At 70.4% G+C, this 16,626-nt stretch carries 14 protein-coding genes and 1 pseudogene; 7 read left to right on the top strand and 8 right to left on the bottom strand.

What is annotated here, in order from left to right; all coding sequences use genetic code 11:
* Positions 1–518: 518 nt before the first annotated feature.
* The 4 genes from OG623_RS07385 to OG623_RS07370 form a co-directional block, all read right to left on the bottom strand.
* Positions 519–1,664 (bottom strand): glycoside hydrolase family 3 N-terminal domain-containing protein, encoded by a 1,146-nt coding sequence (locus tag OG623_RS07385; RefSeq protein WP_406145376.1) that lies wholly within the window; start codon positions 1,662–1,664, stop codon positions 519–521.
* A 136-nt stretch (positions 1,665–1,800) separates the two neighbouring features.
* Complete coding sequence (locus OG623_RS07380; protein ID WP_406151719.1) at positions 1,801–2,601, bottom strand: GH25 family lysozyme; 801 nt, start codon at positions 2,599–2,601, stop codon at positions 1,801–1,803.
* A 959-nt stretch (positions 2,602–3,560) separates the two neighbouring features.
* Positions 3,561–5,588: a beta-N-acetylhexosaminidase family protein gene (locus OG623_RS07375; protein WP_406145374.1), complete on the bottom strand. Its 2,028-nt coding sequence runs from the start codon at positions 5,586–5,588 to the stop codon at positions 3,561–3,563.
* Between the two features lie 73 nt (positions 5,589–5,661).
* Positions 5,662–6,297 carry a TetR/AcrR family transcriptional regulator gene (locus OG623_RS07370; protein ID WP_406145373.1) on the bottom strand — a complete coding sequence of 212 codons (636 nt, stop codon included), beginning with the start codon at positions 6,295–6,297 and terminating at the stop codon, positions 5,662–5,664.
* Between the two features lie 144 nt (positions 6,298–6,441).
* Between OG623_RS07370 and OG623_RS07365 the strand changes: the two genes are divergently transcribed.
* Positions 6,442–7,488, top strand: a complete 1,047-nt coding sequence (locus OG623_RS07365; RefSeq protein WP_406145371.1) for an aldo/keto reductase — start codon at positions 6,442–6,444, stop codon at positions 7,486–7,488.
* Positions 7,489–7,589: 101 nt separating this feature from the next.
* Here OG623_RS07365 and OG623_RS07360 read toward each other — a convergent pair whose 3' ends face one another.
* Complete coding sequence (locus OG623_RS07360) at positions 7,590–8,492, bottom strand: NADP-dependent oxidoreductase (protein ID WP_406145370.1); 903 nt, start codon at positions 8,490–8,492, stop codon at positions 7,590–7,592.
* A gap of 221 nt (positions 8,493–8,713) precedes the next feature.
* On the opposite strand from OG623_RS07360, the gene OG623_RS07355 reads away from it, so the two are divergent.
* From OG623_RS07355 to OG623_RS07345, 3 genes are all read left to right on the top strand, one after another.
* The gene (locus OG623_RS07355) at positions 8,714–9,355 is read left to right on the top strand and encodes a TetR/AcrR family transcriptional regulator (protein ID WP_406145369.1); all 642 of its coding nucleotides are present in this window, start codon (positions 8,714–8,716) and stop codon (positions 9,353–9,355) included.
* 87 nt (positions 9,356–9,442) lie between these two features.
* On the top strand, positions 9,443–10,168 hold the full coding sequence (locus OG623_RS07350; RefSeq protein ID WP_406145367.1) for a DUF3159 domain-containing protein: 726 nt from the start codon (positions 9,443–9,445) through the stop codon (positions 10,166–10,168).
* A 2-nt stretch (positions 10,169–10,170) separates the two neighbouring features.
* Positions 10,171–10,824: a GPP34 family phosphoprotein gene (locus tag OG623_RS07345; RefSeq protein WP_406145365.1), complete on the top strand. Its 654-nt coding sequence runs from the start codon at positions 10,171–10,173 to the stop codon at positions 10,822–10,824.
* Between the two features lie 142 nt (positions 10,825–10,966).
* Here the strand turns inward: OG623_RS07345 and OG623_RS07340 are convergent, their stop codons facing one another.
* Positions 10,967–11,629 carry a TetR/AcrR family transcriptional regulator gene (locus OG623_RS07340; protein WP_406145364.1) on the bottom strand — a complete coding sequence of 221 codons (663 nt, stop codon included), beginning with the start codon at positions 11,627–11,629 and terminating at the stop codon, positions 10,967–10,969.
* A 122-nt stretch (positions 11,630–11,751) separates the two neighbouring features.
* On the opposite strand from OG623_RS07340, the gene OG623_RS07335 reads away from it, so the two are divergent.
* The 3 genes and pseudogenes from OG623_RS07335 to OG623_RS07325 form a co-directional block, all read left to right on the top strand.
* Positions 11,752–12,444: a TetR/AcrR family transcriptional regulator gene (locus tag OG623_RS07335; RefSeq protein ID WP_406145362.1), complete on the top strand. Its 693-nt coding sequence runs from the start codon at positions 11,752–11,754 to the stop codon at positions 12,442–12,444.
* Positions 12,445–12,516: 72 nt separating this feature from the next.
* Entirely contained in the window at positions 12,517–13,458 is a 942-nt protein-coding gene (locus tag OG623_RS07330; protein ID WP_406145360.1) for an SDR family oxidoreductase, read from the top strand.
* A 275-nt stretch (positions 13,459–13,733) separates the two neighbouring features.
* Positions 13,734–13,895: pseudogene (locus OG623_RS07325) on the top strand (helix-turn-helix domain-containing protein); the annotation flags it as partial.
* On the opposite strand, the gene OG623_RS07320 reads toward OG623_RS07325, so the two are convergent.
* Complete coding sequence (locus tag OG623_RS07320; protein WP_406151717.1) at positions 13,895–15,115, bottom strand: DUF2201 family putative metallopeptidase; 1,221 nt, start codon at positions 15,113–15,115, stop codon at positions 13,895–13,897. The pseudogene OG623_RS07325 and the gene OG623_RS07320 overlap by 1 nt on opposite strands.
* An 89-nt stretch (positions 15,116–15,204) precedes the next feature.
* On the bottom strand, positions 15,205–16,494 hold the full coding sequence (locus OG623_RS07315) for an AAA family ATPase (RefSeq protein WP_406145358.1): 1,290 nt from the start codon (positions 16,492–16,494) through the stop codon (positions 15,205–15,207).
* Positions 16,495–16,626 lie beyond the last annotated feature (132 nt).

The following is a 16,626-nucleotide window of genomic DNA, read 5'->3' as shown; positions in this document are numbered from 1 at the left end:
AGGGCGGCCCGTGAGGGCGCGACGACGGCCACGACAGCCGGGACCGACACGGTGGGTAGGGCGGCGGAGCCGGTGAGGCCAGGGCGACGTGGACCACTGACATCCGGCTCGGACGCGGGAACCTCACCGGAGCTCCTGACTCCGTACTCCACGCTCTCGCGCGCACTCCGGCTGGACGGGGCCGAACGTACCCGCCTCTACGACTCCGCCCGCGCGGCGACATCGGCTGGCCACCGGCCCACGGTGACCGCGACACGCGTACGGGCGCCCCACGGCAAGGTGCTCACCGATCTGATCGGGAGCTGACGACCAGGAGTGACGACTTCGCCCGCATGTGGGCCCGCCACGACTGGGCCCGCCACGACGTGAAGTTCCACCGCCCCGGCCGCCAAGAGCCTCCATCACCCACTGGTCGGTGATGGAGGCTCTCGACTACGAGGCGAGAATCTGCCGGCCGGCCCAGGACTGCGCCTCAATGTGGAGGAGACCGTCGGCAGGGCGTCGGGCCGCGGTGGTCGTCAGGCCAGGCCGCTGCGGAGGGCGTTGACGCGTTGCGCCCCCGCGTCGAAGGCTGCCCCGTCGAGAGTGCCTGCCGCCAAGGCGTCGCGCAGCGCGGCCACCGCGTCGTCACCCTGGTCGAAGTCGCGGGCCGAGCACAGGATCAGGTCCATGCCTGCCTCGGCAGCCAGCACGGCTCGCTTCGCCACGCTGCCGTAGTCCTGGAGCGCCCCGGCCTCCAGGGCATCGGTGATGGTCACGCCCTTGAAGCCGAGCCGGTCGCGCAACTCGCCGACCACGGTCGGGGACAGGCCGGCGGGCAGAGCGGCGTCCAGCGCCGGGTAGACGGCCCAGGAGAGCATGACCAGCTTCGTCCCGGCGGAGATCGCCGCCCGGTACGGCACCTCGTCGACGCTGCGCAGGGTGGCCGCGGACGTGGTGAGGGTGACCGGCCCCAGGTCGGTGTTCTGGCTTGCCGAGGCGGGACCGAGGCCGGGGTAGTGCTTGGCTGTGGCCGCCACCCCTGCGTCCTGCTGCCCGGTGATGAACGCCGAGCCGCAGGCGCTGACCGAGCTCGGGTCCTTGCTGTACGACCGCTCGTACTGGTCGGTGAAGTCACCGGCGGTGCGGTAGACATCGAGCACCGGCGCCAGGTTGACGTTCATGCCGACGCCGCCGAGGTTCAGGCCCGCGCCGGTGCCGGTGTACGTGGCCTGGCCCTCCGGGTCGGTCGAGGCGCCGACGTCCTTGGCGGACGCCACCGGCTCACCGGGCAGCCGGCGCACCATGCCGCCCTCCTGGTCGGTCATCAGGAGCAGTGGGGCCTTGACGGGGGCGGACGCGTTCGCCTCGTTCATCTGCTGGATCACGCCCTCGATCTGGCTCAGGCTCTCGATGTTCTCCCCGAAGAAGATCACCCCGGCTGCGTGGCCCTCGCTGATCGCGTCCAGCAGTTTGGCCGGGGGCGTGAGTCCCGGGTAGGAGTAGATGACGCGCTGTCCCGCGCGTTGCGTCGGGGTCAGGGCGGCCGACGGGGACCGGCCCGTTTCGGGAGGCCGTACGGCAGCGGCCGTCCGGTCCGCCGTTCCGAGGCCGCCGACCAGGACCGCCGTTCCGGCGAGCAGAGCGCCGCGCCTGCTGAGGGGTTGCTTTGCTGCCGAGCTCATACTTCTCTCTCCTTCGCGAACTTCCGTTGTGCCGACCTGAGTTGCCGGAGGGCGAGCGGGGCGCACCCCCTGGCGGAGCGGATCCGGACGGCCCGCTCCGCCAGGGGAGCCGATCACCAGGTGCCCGAGGCCGTCATCAGGGGGTGTTGTTGGCCAGGGCGAGCAGACGCGAGCGGTCGCCGTTGAAGCGGTCACGGTCAACGTTTCCGGATACGCCGCTCACGGAGCCCGTGGAGGAGTACTGCCAGACGGTCCAGGCCGGGAATCCGCTCGGGATGGTCGGGCTGCCCGAGGTCCAGTGGGCGACCCACAGCGGGCTCTTGGCGGACATGCCGCTCCAGCCGCCGGTGCAGGAGTTCCACCAGCTCGGGCTGGTGTAGATCACCACGTCGCGGCCGGTCCTGGCCTTGTAGGTGTTGTAGAAGTCGAGGATCCACGACTGCATCGCCGCGGCCGACTTGCCGTAGCAGCTGCCTTCGATGTCCAGCACGCCGGGCAGTGTGAGGTTGTCGCGGGACCAGGCGCCGCCGCTGTCGGCGAAGAAGTTCGCCTGCGCCGCACCGGACGAGGCGTCGGGACGCGCGAAGTGGTACGCGCCCCGGATCACGCCGGCGTTGTAGGCGTTGAGGTAGTTGGTGCTGAAGGTCGGGTCCTTGTACGTGGTGCCCTCGGTCGCCTTCATCCAGGCGAACTCGATCCCGGCGTTCCGGACCGAGCTCCAGTTGATCGAACCCTGGTAGTGGGAGATGTCGACACCCTCGGGGTTCGCTCTGAGGCTCGGGCCCGCCGAGTCGTCGAGGTTTAACTCCCGCGTGTCCGGCACGAAGTCCTTGCTGTCCTGGACGTAGCCGACGCCCATGTACCCCTGGCCCAGGGGTACGGGGTTGTCGGACGGCAGCGGCGCCGACGACGCGGTGCCTGCCGTCATGCCGAGCATCAGCGCCGCACTCGCGCCGACGGCACCGATCACAGTGAGTCCCCGCCTGGGGGCCTTCGCTGAAAGAATTCGGGAGAACAAGTTTTCCTCCTATTAATCTGAGGGTGAGACGGAGTTGTGCTGGCGATGCTTCGGAGCGGTTGCTCCATCCGCGCCCGAATTGGGATGTGCGCGATGAGCGGAAAAAGTCAGGGGCCCGTCGGTGGAACTCCTGGGCCATCCGGCAGACACGAGCAGCAACTCTGCGAGCGGCAACGGCCGGTGGAGATCACCACGGCACCGTCCGTCCTGGAACTCGCTGACGGCGCACGTATCCTGGTGACGGACCTGGTGGCGGTGGCTGCGCCCGAAGGGCACACCCGCCGCGCTCGTTGTTCCCGCTGTCGGCAACATCACCTCCCCGGCGCGTCTCGTCGTGGGAACTCAGGTGCCGCTTTCCCATTTCGATCTACGCGCGTCGCTTGATGCGGACACGTCATGGTGCATGAAAATACGCGCGCGGTAAAGAGGCTCCGGATCCGTTAGAGGTCCAGACCAATGTTCACTTCGGTGAGCTGCAGAAACGGAAATTGCTCTGCCGGAAGTTTTAGAAATGGAAACAATGGCGCCCTTGGATTCCCGGAGGCGGCAGACGCCCGCGTATACGCACCGACGGGCCCGCCTCGGGGAGCGTCAGGAAGCGCTCAGGGGGCGTCAGGAGCCGTCAGGAGGCGGCGGAGGGGAGAGGGGGACCGATCGGGTTGCGTGGTGGGCGAGCCGAGGTCCGGGGGCACGTTCCGCACGTGATTCGCGCTCGTGCGAGCGAACTCGTCGCTTCCGACGGCCCGTTCCGATCGCCCGACGGAATTGCCCACGTGGTGCCTGTTCCGCCGGGCGATCGGTGGCCATGAGGTCGGTCGCTGTCCACTGCGGCCGTGCGGCGCCCCGGGCACCGCGCGAAGCGTCGCCCGGGGCGAGCGTCACATCTTCGGTGCCTGTTCGATAAACGTGTCCAGCACCCCGTCGGCCACCTTGACCGGGCCCTGCGGCCGGGTCGTGTCCGGGATGGTGGTGAATGCGGCGGCCTGCTCGGCCAGGTCGGCGGCCCTGGCGAAGTCCGCATCCCCGCTGCCCGAGTGCAGTTGGGCCCGCAGTCCGTCCAGGGTGGCGTTCAGGGCGTCGCCCCACACGTCGAGGGAGTCGAGCCAGGGCTTGGTCTGCGCCAGGAAAGCAGGGTCCGCCACACCGGCGCGTATCTGCTCGGGCGCTCCGGCCAGTACCTCGGCATAGGTGGCGAGCTTGCGCAGCGCGGCCTTGCGCTGGGCGGGGGAGTCGCTGTTCCAGGCCTCGGTGAAGTCCGCCAGCCGCGCGTTCAGTTCGGGTGCCTGTGGCTGCCAGTTCGTGTCGCCGAAGGTCGGCGCGAGATGTTCGGTGTCGAAGAAGGCCAGCAGGGCCCGTGCGGTGGCCGGGTCACCGTCGGCCAGGTAGTCGGCGGCCGCGCGCCAGGTGCGATCGGGGTCGTAGTCCTCGTCGTTCCAGGCGAACGACGCTCCGCCGAACAGTGCGACCTTGCTCGCCGCGGCCTGGTTCATCGGGTTGAGCACGATGCCGCTCAGCGCCTCGTGCAGTCCGGCCTCGCGCTTGTCGTACGGGGCCATCAGCAGCCGGCCGGTCGTCTGGCCGTAGTCGTTGACCGGATAGTTGTCCCAGAGGAACACCTTGCGCCCCCACACAGCCGAGGCGGCCCGGGCGTCCTCCAGACTGATCGAAGGGGGCACGACGGCTGTGCCCGTCCACTGCACGACCACCTTGGGGTCCAGCTGCTCGCGCAGCACGGACTTGTAGGCGGAGTCGGCCGTGTCGGAGTACTCCGTGGGCACGAACTGCAGCGGCTCGGCGTCCGCGTGGGCGTCGATGAAGTCGTGCTGTACGGCGTTGAGCAGGTCGGCCTGGGCCTGTCCCGCGCCGGCCTTGCCCGGGGCGCCGTACTTCTCCTGGTCGGCGTCGCAGTTCCACTCGGTGTAGCTGATGTCGTCCAGCGCCACGTAGAAGCTGCGGGCGCCCTGCTCGTAGAGGGTGCCCAGCTTCTCCTCGAGAGCGTTCACATCATCGGGGTCGCTGTAGCAGACGGACAGGCCTGGGGAGAGCGCGTAGGTGAAGTCGACGTGATGGGCGGTGGCCTGATCGATCAGTTCACGCAGGTCCGCGAGCTTGTCGGCGGGGTAGGGCTCACGCCACTCCTCCCGCAGATACGTGTCGTCCTTCGGTGTGTAGATGTAGGTGTTGGCCTTGATGTCGCCGTAGAAGGCGAGCTGGTCGAGCCGGTCGCTGTGTGACCAGGGTGCGCCGTAGAAGCCCTCGATGCTGCCGCGAAGGGGCATCGCCGGGTGGTCGGTGACCGATACGGACGCCAGGCTGTGCTTTCCGGTCACCAGCTGCCGCAGTGTTTGGGCCGCGTAGTAGATGCCGTCCCCGTCGTTGCCCGCGAGGACGACGCTGTCGCCCCGGGAAGCGAGTGAGTAGCCCTCCGCTGCCAGGGTGTCAGGGACGGTGCCGCCTGCGGCGCGCAGGGCGTCGGCCACCGACCGGTCCTTGATGGAACCGGCCACGACGGTCAGCCTCGCTCCATGGCCGCGCGAGGCCGCTGTCGCGTCCCTGCCCCCGGCTCTGCTCGTGGTGAGGTGGCGGGCCCCGGCCGAGGTCAGTGCCCGCTCGATGACATCGGTGCTCGCTGCGTCGACGTCGTCGCCGAGGACGAGGTGCACCCGCTCCGGGACACGGAGGTCGGGCCCGGCCGACGTCATGTGCTGCGGGGTGGGGGTGACGACGGGCGGAGCCGTCGAGGCTGAGGCGCCGGGCGAGGGCGATGGCGCGGTGGTGGCCGGCTCGCCGGCCGCGTGGGCGGGAACGGAGAGCGTGCCGAGGGCCAGCAGGGCGACGGCGCCGAGAAGCGGGAGCCGGGGGACGCGGGGAAGACAGTACGGATGGCTTTTGGGCATACGGATCACTGCACCTCCACGGAAGTGGACCACCACGTACAGGTGGTGGAGTGGTCTAAACCACCACTGGTCGGCGACGGTGTCAAGATCGCGCACCGGAAAGGTGCGGCGGCGATCCGTCGCGGTGCCGGTCGGGTCGGGTGATGCCGTCCATCAGCAGATCGAGCAGGCGCTCGGCCTGTGCTCGTTGGCCGGGGGCTCCGCCGACGAGGGTGACACCCGCCAGACCCATGAGGATGTCGGGGGACGGTACATCCGCGCGGATCACGCCTTGGGCGACGCCGGCCAGGCGGAACTGCTCGACCGCGCCGGTCAGTTGGTCGCGTGTCCGTGAACTCAGCCGCTCGTCGCCCCGCAGGAGGGTGCTGAGCGTGTCGGCCATGCCGTGCTTGGTGGCGATGTAGTCGAGGACGTGGGACATCCAGGCCCGGAGTGCCAGATCGGCGGGCAGCTCGTGAAGGAGACCTGGGGCCTCGGCGGCGAGGCGGGAGGTCTCGTAGCGGTAGGTGGCGTCGACGAGTTGTTCACGGGTCGGGAAGCGCCGGTACAGCGTGCCGATCCCGACGCCCGCGTCCTTGGCGATCTGCTTGAGGGTCGCATCGGCGCCGTCCCGGGCAAAGGCCGCTGCGGCCGCGACGAGCAGCTTGTCCTCGTTGGCCCGGGCGTCGGCGCGGGCCGGTCTGTCGGGTGTATCGGTCATGTCGGGTGCATCGGGCATGGGTGCTCCTCTTCGGCTTGCTATCCGGAGTCGGCTCCGCTTACCGTGGAGGGCAAGCGGAGCCGACTCCGCTTGTCGGAACGGTAGCAGGCGCTCGCCCCCGTTCCGGCCTGCAGCCGCGTCCATGGAAGGGCGGTCCACGCCATGCGATACCGCACGCTGGGAAGTACTGGAGTCCAGGTCAGCACGCTGTGCCTGGGTTCGATGATGTTCGGGGCATGGGGGAACCGCGACCACGACGACTCGATCGGCATCATCCGCGCGGCGCTCGACGCCGGCGTCAACATCATCGACACGGCCGATGTGTACGCGGATGGAGAGTCCGAACGCATCGTCGGGAAGGCCGTCGCCGGTCGGCGCGACGACGTCGTCCTGGCCACCAAGGTGTCGAGCCCGATGGGCCCGGGACCCAACGAGCGCGGCGCGTCACGGCGTTGGATCATCCGCGCCTGCGAGGCGAGCCTGCACCGCCTGGGGACCGATCACATCGACCTCTACCAGGTGCACCGGCCCGATCCCGACACCGACATCGACGAGACACTGGGGGCGCTCTCCGATCTCGTCCGTGCGGGCAAGATCCGCTACGCGGGATCCTCGACCTTCGCCCCTTCCTCGATCGTGCAGGCGCAGTGGACCGCGGAGCGACGGCAGCGCGAGCGGTTCGTCTGCGAACAGCCGCCCTACTCGCTGCTCGTCCGGGGCGTCGAGGCCGATGTGCTGCCCACCTGTGAGGCGTACCGGATGGGTGTACTCGCGTGGAGCCCGCTGGCCGGTGGCTGGCTGTCGGGCCGCTGGCGCCGCGACGCGACGGGTCCGTCCAGCCATCGCACGCGGACCATGCCCTTCCGTACCACGCTCTCGCACTACGACCTGGACGTGCCGGGCAACCAGGCCAAGCTCGATGCCGCCACCGAACTGGCCCGGATCGCCGACGAAGCGGGGCTGACGCTGGTCCAGCTGGCGCTGGCCTTCGTGACGACGCACCCCGCGGTCTCCGCGGCGATCATCGGTCCCCGTACCGCCGAGCACCTGCGCGGTCAGCTGGACGCCGCCGATGTCGTCCTGGAACCCGATGTGCTGGACCGTATCGACCGCGTCGTGGCACCCGGCACCGACCTCAACCCCGACGATGCCGGTTACGGTGCGGCCGTCCTCGCCGACCCGGCGCGTCGCCGCGCCGCCGTCCGGTGAATCCCGCGCGGCCCCTGGTTCCGCCGGTTCCGCCGGTTCCGCGGGTTCCGCCAGTTCCGCGGGGGCCGGGGGCCGTCGCTCGAGTTGTCCGGTGTCCCCGCTCAGTCGACCAGCAGCACGAGCTTCCCCCGTACGCGGCCTTCCTCGCCGACGCGGTGTGCCTCGACGATGTCGGCGAGCGGGAACGTCCGGACGGCGGGGGGTATGAAGCGTCCGGCCTCGATCAGTGGGCCGATCTCATCGAGCACGTACAGCGCGCGGCCCGTGTCGCCGCGACTGAACCTCACCCCGTGCTCCTGCGCGCCCGTGAAGTCGGCGATCGTCAGAACCTTCGCCGGGGTGCCCGCGAGCTCGATGAGCTCGGGCAGTACGCCGCTGCCGGCGACATCCAGCGCCAGGTCGGTGCCGCCGGGAGCCAGCGCGCGGACTCGCTCGGCCATGCCGTCCCCGTAGGAGACGGGTTCGGCTCCGAGTGAGCGCAGGTACGCATGGTTGGCCGGCCCTGCGGTGCCGATCACCCGTGCCCCGCGTGCCACGGCGAGCTGGACCGCGGCGCTGCCGATGCTCCCCGAGGCGCCGTTGACCAGGAGCGTGTCGCCTGTCCCCGCACCGAGCTGGTCCAGAGCGCGCGCGGCCGTCTCAACGGTGGATGGCAGAGCGGCGGCTGTGGCGAAGTCGAGCGAGGGCGGGATGGGTACGTAGTGGTCCAGCACCGCCGATTCGGCCTGGGTGGCGCCCTCGCCGGAGAGGCCGAACACGCGGTCGCCGACGGCGACGCCCGACACGCCCTCGCCGAGTTCGTCGACGACGCCCGACGCCTCGTGGCCGAGGGTCTGCGGAAGCTCCTGGTCCATCAGCCCCTGGCGCTTCTTCCAGTCGCTGGCGTTGACGCCGGCCGCGCGCACCGCGATCCGGACCTGGCCGGGTCCGGGGTGCGGATCCGGGAGATCCGCGATGTCCAGGACATCGGGGCTTCCGAACCTGCTGAATCGCGCTGCTTTCATCGTTCGCTCCGGTCTCCGACCTGGGGTTCAGGTGCCACGGGCCCGGCGGCGCCGGGTTCGTCTTCATCGCTTCGTGCCTCCATCACAGCAGAGGGCACTGACAACGGGGACCGCCGCCATTCTTGCGTCATGTCGCTAAGTGACATATTGTCGTTTGAGGACGTACGAAGGAAGGGTGGTGGCACCGGCGCATGATGACGACCAAGCGAAGCGCAGGGGGGATGAGTGAGCAGCGCCGTGTGCGGTTGCGGCTGGAGATCTCCCGGGAGGCGGCGCGCCTGTTCTGGGAGCAGGGCGTGGCTGCCACGAGCGGTGACCGGATCGCCGAGGCGGTGGGGCTCTCGACGCGGACCATCTGGCGGCACTTCCGCAGCAAGGAGAGCTGCGCCGAGCCGATCGTCATGCAGGGCGCCGTCACCCTGATGACAGTGCTGCGCGACTGGCCCCGGGCACGCTCCCTCGAGGAACACCTGGCCACGGAACTGGTCGAGCCCGGCCATCGGACGCCGCCCGTCGACCTGGCCGACGAGATGCTCGCGATGAAGATGATCCGGCTCGCCGACACCGAGCCGGCGCTCCGTACGGCGTGGTTGATGGCTTGCGACCAGGTCGAACGACAGATGTGCGGGATCATCGGCGACCGCATGGGTGATCGCATCGGTCGTCCGGAGGACGACCTCGACGTCCGTATGCATGCGGCGGCCACCGCGTCGGTCGTGCGCGTGCTGGATGAGTACATCGGCAGCGCGCTCCTCGCCGACGCCGACCTCACGGAGTTCACCGACGTGGTGGCACTGGCCCGGCGTTACGCCCACGTGATCCGCACGGCCACCGGCGGAGTCGTCGGCGACCCCGTCGCCTGAGGCCGGCCGATGCGCCGAACGCCGGCCGACCGATACCCGGCCCCCGACACCGTACAGACCGCACCACTCACGGGATTGATCTGAATCATGACTGAACCTGTCCGTCCCACCCACTCGACCATCGATCACGAGCAGCCGGAAGTGCGCACGAACCGTAGGGCGAAGCAGACGCCGCTGGAGCAGATGGGTGGCGCATCGGGGCTGGTCTACACGATGCTGCCGATCGTCGCCTTCGTGCTCGCCAACGCCTCCCTCGGGCTGACATCCGCCATAGGCACCGCCATCGGGGTCGCACTGGCGCTGTCCGTGCTGCGCCTGGTGCGCAAGGAACCGGTCCAGCCCGCACTCTCCGGCCTGTTCGGTGTCGCGGTCGCCTCGTTCGTCGCCTGGAAGACCGGATCGGCCAAGGGCTTCTTCCTTCTGGGTATCTGGTCGAACCTCCTCTTCGGTGGGCTCTTCCTCCTCTCGGTCCTCGTGCGACGGCCCCTGGCGGGCATTGTCTGGGGCGCGCTCAACGGCACCGGAACGGCCTGGCTGAGGGACAAGCCCTCACGGCGCTACTACGACATCGCCACGCTCACCCTCACAGGGGTCTTCGCGGCCAGGTTCCTCGTCCAGCAGTGGCTGTACGAGGAGGACGCCACGGGCTGGCTCGCCTTCGCGAAGATCGCGATGGGCTACCCGCTGCTTGCCCTGGCCCTCCTGGTGGTCCTGTGGGCAGCACGGAGCGCGGGCAAGCGACTGAAGGCACAGGGCGTTTCCACGCCTTCCGTGCGTACGGCCACCCTCACCACGACCTCGGAGGACAAGTAGTCATGCGACTGACCCTGCCCCAGCGCCTGTACCTGGTCTGCTACACCGTGGACAAAGGGAAGTTCGAGCTCTCCAACCTCCAGGGGCGCGGTCAGCTCCTGCGTGCCGGCACGCTGACCGAGCTGGCCGTCGCCGGGCTGATCGGCACCGAGGGAGGGAAGGTCGTACGCCGTGCCGCCGTCGCGCCGCAGGGCGATGCCTTCCTCGCCGAGGTGTGGCGCGAGCTGCCCGAGAGCCCGAAGCGCTGGCTCTCGTACGTGCACAACAAGGCTCACCGGGCCGAAAAGCCCATCCGTGACCAGCTTGCCGACGCGGGTGCGATCACAGTCCGGCACGAGAAGAAGCTGGGAATGCTCGGCGTGGACCGGGTCGTCGTCAACGATCCCGAGCAGGTGCTCGCCCTGCAGCGGACGGTACGCGACGTCGTGCTCGGAGGCTCCCCTCCGGACGCGGTCCCCATGGACGAGCTGACCATGGCGGTGCTGGCGGCCGAAGTCGAGACGAGCAGCGTGTTCACGGGCAAGGAACGCCGGGCGCACCAGCAGGAGTTCAAGGCGCTCGCCGAGCGCTACGACGCCGCCGTGCCCGGCCTGCGTAAGGCGCTGCGTGACTCGTACCTGTCGAGCAGAGCGGTCGGCGGAGGCTGGGGCGCGTGAGCGCGGGCGGCACCGGACGGCTGGCGAAGCTGGCCACGGGGCTTCTCCTCGGTTCGATGCGGTCAATACGGTCAATACGGCCGATGCCGTCGATGCGGCCGGTGCACCCCTGTCAGGCGTGTCAGGCAGGCCCCGTGGGGGCTCAGGCGTCGGCTGCGTCCAGGCGGGCGAGCGTGTGGATGATGCGCTCGTCGATGTCTTCCGGCCAGGGGAAGGCCCGGGTCACGGCGCGCTGGTGCGCGAGCCCGTGCATACCCAGCCAGAGCGCGACCGCGTCGGTGGAGGGGTCGGTGCTGGCGGAGTATCCCGCGGCTGCGCAGTCGCCGAGGGCGTCGACGAGGATCTGCATGGTCTCCATGCCGAGTGTCGCCATGTCCTCCTTGGTCACGGAGCTCTCGCCCAGGTCCGGCATCCAGAGCCCGCCGAACATCGTGCGGTAGCGCTCGGGGTGCAGCCGGGCGAAGTCGAGATAGGTGTGGCACACGGCGTACAGGCGTTGCCGTGGATCGTCGCCCGTCCTTTCCAGGGCGGAGCGCAGGTCGTTCCCCAGCCCGGTGAACTCCTGGCGCACGACCGCGAGCATGATGGCCGGCTGGTCGGGGAAGTGCGGGTAGATCGACGGGGCGGCGATCCCGACCCGGCGGGCGACCGACCGCAGGGTGATGGCACGCTCGTCGCCGGCCTCGTCGAGCAGCTCCACCGCGGCGGCGACGATGTCGTCGCGCAGGCGGCCACCCTCGCCCCGACGGTTACGCCTGCGCGTCGGTCCGGGTGTGGCCGATGCGGCTTTTTCAGTGTGTTCCATGCTGTCACCTTACACGCGAAAGTATATTGAAGCACCCTCTTGCGTGCTTCGGTTAACGCTTGTAGCTTTACGGCTGTAAGTAATGAAGGAGTGTGAGGCTCGGATGCCTGAGGGGTGGTCAAGTGCCTGAGATTGTGGACATCGGTCGTGACCCGGTGGCGTCCCGGCGGGTCGCCCGTCCGCGCAACCGTCGAGGTGAGGGCGTCCGGCTGCGCGCCGAGATCCTGGCCGCCGCGACCGGTCTGCTCGATCGCGACGACGGCGGGGATGTGACCCTGCGCGCAGTGGCGCGAGCGGTGGGGATCGCCGCGCCGTCGATCTATCCGCACTTCCCCGACCGGCCTGCCCTCGTGCTCGCCGTCGTCCGTGAAGCCTTCTCCGAACTGTCCGGCAGACTCGTGGCCGCCGTGGAGGATGCCGGCGACGTCGAACGGGGCTTGTATGCCGCCTGTTACGCGTATCTCGACTTCGCCGCTGCCCATCCCGGTCGCTACCGCGCCATGTACGGCGGGCTCCGGAACCCCGTCGTCGTCGACGATCTGGCCCGCCTCGGTGCGCGGACCCCGCGCCTCTTCGCCGGAGTTCTCGCCGACTGTGTCGCTGCCGGGCGCTCGAACAGTACGGACCCGTCCGCCGACGCGGTCGCGCTCTGGCTGGGTCTGCATGGACTCGCGCATCAGCTCACCGTCTCTCATGCCTATCCCTGGCCGGACGATTTCGTGCGGCGCTTCGTCGCCCCCCTGTCCCGTACCTTTCCGTCGTCCACGGCCTCCGACGTGTCCGATGGCAGCCACTGTCATCGGTTGCTATCCTGATGACAGTGACTGCTGTCAATCGGATTTTCGTACCGCCTGTCGAAAACCGTCGGTACAAGGAGGTCGTTTCACATGCGTGTTTTCGTCACAGGGGCATCGGGCTGGATCGGCTCGGCTGTCGTCCCCGACCTCATCGGAGCAGGGCATCAGGTGGTCGGGCTGGCCCGTTCGGACGCCTCCGCCGACGCCCTGACCGCCGAAGGGGCCACGGTGGTCCGCGGCAGCCTCGGTGATCTCGGTGCCCTGCGCAGTGCGTCCGCCGCGGCGGACGGGGTGATCCACCTCGCGTTCAATCACGAGCTCGCGTTCGCGGGCGGGGATTTCAAGGGCGCAGCGGACGCGGACCGTCGTGCTGTCGAGGCGATGGGTGAGGCGCTGACCGGCTCGGACAAGCCGTTCGTGGTGGCCTCGGGGACGCCCGCCGAGCCCGGGCGCGTGGCGACCGAGCGCGACGGACACGAGATCCCGCCGGGCGCGGCCGATGATCCGGCGCTCGCTGGTCCAACGGCCCGGATCGCCACCGCGGAATGGGCGCTCGCGCTCGCCTCCCGTGGTGTGCGTTCGTCCGTGGTGCGCCTGCCGCGGACGAACCACGGGGAAGGGGACAAGGGCTTCGTCGCGAACCTGGTCGGCACCGCCAGGGACAAGGGAGTATCGGGTTACTACGGCGACGGGACCAACCGCTGGCCCGCCGTCCACCGTCTGGATTCCGCGCACATGTTCCGCGTCGCACTGGAGGGGGCCCCGGCAGGGTCCACCCTGCACGCCGTCGCCGACGAGGGCGTGCCCCTCCGCGACATCGCCGAGGCCATCGGCCGGAATCTGAACGTGCCCACTGCCTCCGTACCGCCGGAGGACGCCCCCGAGCACTTCGGCTGGCTGACCATGGTGCTCTCCGCCGATCAGCCGGCCTCCAGCGCGGTGACCCGCGAGCTGATGGGGTGGCAGCCGACACAGCCGGGGCTCATCGAGGATCTCGACGCGGGCCACTACTTCCGCATCCCGTCCGTCTGAGCCGAGCGACGAAGGACGAACGCCGAACGCCGAACAGTGAGTAGCGAACGCCGAACAGACAGGGCGGGACGTCCGCCTCGGACCGAGTCCCGTCCGGCGGTCGAGCAGCTCGCGGACGATGTCGGGACGGCCCGCGTGGCGTGCGGTCGTCTCTATCGGCGGTCGGCCCCAGGTGTATTGATCACGAGCGTTGTTGACACTGGGCAGGTCTTGAACATGACGAAGACCTCCGGTGTGGTGGGAGCTGTCCAGGAACTCACCGCACGGCGGTCTTCGTGTCCCACCGTAATGCCCGGCTGACCGTTTTCGGTAGGCGCCTGCCGGTCGAGCGGGTCTGCTCGGGTCGGCCGGTCGCCCATGTCGCAGCCGAGATGGGCATATCGCGGGCCACGGCCCACAAGTGGATGCGGCGGTGGCGGGCCGAAGGCGAGGTTGGCTAGCCGATCCTCACCACCCGCGCCCACGCCGGTGGCCCGTCCGGGACGTACTCCGGATCGGACTCGTCGTAGGACGAGCGTCCCGAGTGGCGGCCGAACAGACCCACCACCGTCCGGCAGGGCGGGCGCCGGGACGGCCACGGTGTCTGGCCGTCGGTCAGCATCACCACGACGTCCGGGCGCGGGCGGGATTCCAGGGCGCGGGAGAAGCCCGTACGCAGGTCGGTTCCGCCGCCGCCCACCAGCTCGACGCCCTCCGTACCGCCGCACAGGGGGCTGACCCGGCCGGCCGCCGCGTCGCACGGCAGTACGCCGACGAGGTCGCGGCGGCTGCCCACGGCCCGTGAGATCGCCGCCACTTCGAGCAGCGCGCTGCCCAGCTCCGCGTCGCTGACCGAGCCCGAGGTGTCGATCACCACGACGACCCGTGTCGGCCTGTGCCGCAGGCTCGGCAGTACGGCGCCGGGGACCGCCGCCGAACGGCGCGCCGGCCTGCCGTACACGTAGTCATCGCCCGTGCCCGGCGCGGATGCCGCCGCTCGCACCGCGGCTCCGAGCAACTCCCGCCAGGGCTGTGGCGGGTGGAACGCCTCCTCGGCCCAGCGCCGCCAGCCGGCCGGCGCGTTCCCCGGGCGGCCGACGATTCCCTGAGCCACCCGGAAGCGGACCGCGTCCCGTTCCTGCGTGCTGAGGCCGTGGGCCCCGTCAGGGCCCAGGTCCCATGCGCGCGGGAGGCCGTCCGCGCCGCTGCCGCACTCCAGCCACGCCAGGTGGGCGGTGTGCGGCCCGAGCCGGAACTGCTGGAGGTAGTCCTCCATCAACTCACCGTCCCGCAGCCCCAGAAGCTCCGGGCGGACGGCTCCCTCGGGTGTCACCAGCCCCTCGCCGAAGATGTCGTCGTTGATCTCGCAGTCGGCCGCGATGTTCATCCGCAACCGCTCCGCAGGCCCGGTCAGCGCATGCCGGTCCGCGTACCGGTCGCTGCGTCCGTGGTGGTCACGCAGCAGGTGGGACACCTCGTGGACCCAGACGCCGGCCAACTCCTCCACGGGCGTACGGTCCACGAAGGCCGGTGACACGTAGCAACGCCAGTACGGATCGACCGCCATCGTCGGTACGGAGCGGGACTCCACGGGGTGCAGGGCGAACAGGGCCGTCGCCAGGTACGGGCGTACGCGCACCGCCTGAAGACGGGCCGCGAAGAGCTTCCCGGTGTCCAGGGTGCTCTCGGGGGCCTCGGGGACCTTGCGGGCCTCAGGGGCCTTTCGGGTCTCGTGGGGGAGCGGCGTCCTGCCGCGGGTGGGCTCGTTCACCGGCCCGCCCGTGTGGCGTCGATGGCCCGGACCTTCGCGCGGTCGGCCCGCCGGGAGACGGCCACGGCCCCGGTGAGCCCTTCGATGGACTGCGGTACCTCCCAGTCGTCCCGGCGCAGGGTCGCCAGCGTCGTCGCCGGGACGACCAACAGGTCCGGGGCCCCCGTCTCCGCCGCTCTCGCCAGCAGCGCCCAGGCCGCGTCCCACCGGTCCTTCCCAGGACGTGAGCGGACAGCGGCGACCACCGCGTCCAGCGCCGCCTGGCGCAGGTCGCCGCGGACCGGCAGCTCCGCGCTCCCGGGATCGGCCAGCAGGTCCTCCGGATCGGGCAGATCCATCCTGTCGACGTGGGCCAGGAACTCCAGCCCGGGTCCGTCCCCCACGGTCCCCCTGACCAGCATGGACAGGACGTCGCGTGACGCACCGGCCGCAGTCGCGAAGGCGGTCAGACGCAGCGCCATGTCCCAGCTGCGCGGTGACGGCCACGCACCACCGCGTCCGGCCTCGCCCGAGGGCAGCCGGTGAACGAGAGCGGGCCGTACGCCCAGCAGCCCGCACACCGCGCGACGCGCGAACGCCACGGCCTCGGGCAGCCGTTCGGCGTCGAGCATCGGCAGCGTGGCCCGCGGCCAGACTCCACCCAGGCCCCGCACCACGACGTCGGCGTCGTGGGTCCACTGCAGGTGCACGAACCGGTTGGCGAGCGGCGGACTCAACTCCCAGCCATCGGCCGCCGAGGACCGGGGGTTGGCGGCGGCCACGATCCGTACTCCAGGCGGCAGCCGCAGGGCGCCGACCCGCCGTTCGAGCACGAGGCGCAGCAGAGCCGCCTGCACGGCAGGAGGGGCGGTGGACAGCTCGTCGAGGAAGAGCAGCCCGCGGCCCACCCGCACCAGCCGGACCGCCCAGTCCGGCGGTGCCATCGGGACGCCGTTCGACGACGGGTCGTCCCCGATGACAGGAAGGCCGGAGAAGTCCGATGGCTCGTGCACGCTGGCGATCACCGTGGTCAGCGGCAGGTCCAGGGTGCCGGCGAGCTGGGTGAGCGCGGCCGTCTTGCCGATGCCGGGCTCGCCCCACAGCAGCACCGGCAGATCCGCCGCCACGGCCAGGGTCAGCGCCTCCAGTTGTGGGTCCGGGCGTGGGGCGGTGGTGGTGTCGCGCAGCAGGGCGAGCAGTGCGCCGGACACATCGATCCGGGAGTCCGGGCGCGAGGAGGCAGGGGCGGAGTCCTGCGGCTGCGGGGCTGCCAGGGGGGTTTCGTCGAGCGGGGGGTACGTGGACATGCGGCATCACCTGTGGGGTCGTCGAAGGCGGTCGTCGGGCGTCCGGTCGCCCGGTCGCCCGGTCGGTCGGGCGCCCGGTCGGTCAGGCGTCCGGTGCGTGGGCGCGCGAGGGGCTACGTACGGAGCGGGCCC

The sequence above is a fragment of the Streptomyces sp. NBC_01012 genome (assembly GCF_045162755.1).
In the GTDB taxonomy this organism is placed as follows: domain Bacteria; phylum Actinomycetota; class Actinomycetes; order Streptomycetales; family Streptomycetaceae; genus Streptomyces.
This window is presented reverse-complemented; position numbering and strand designations above follow the sequence as displayed.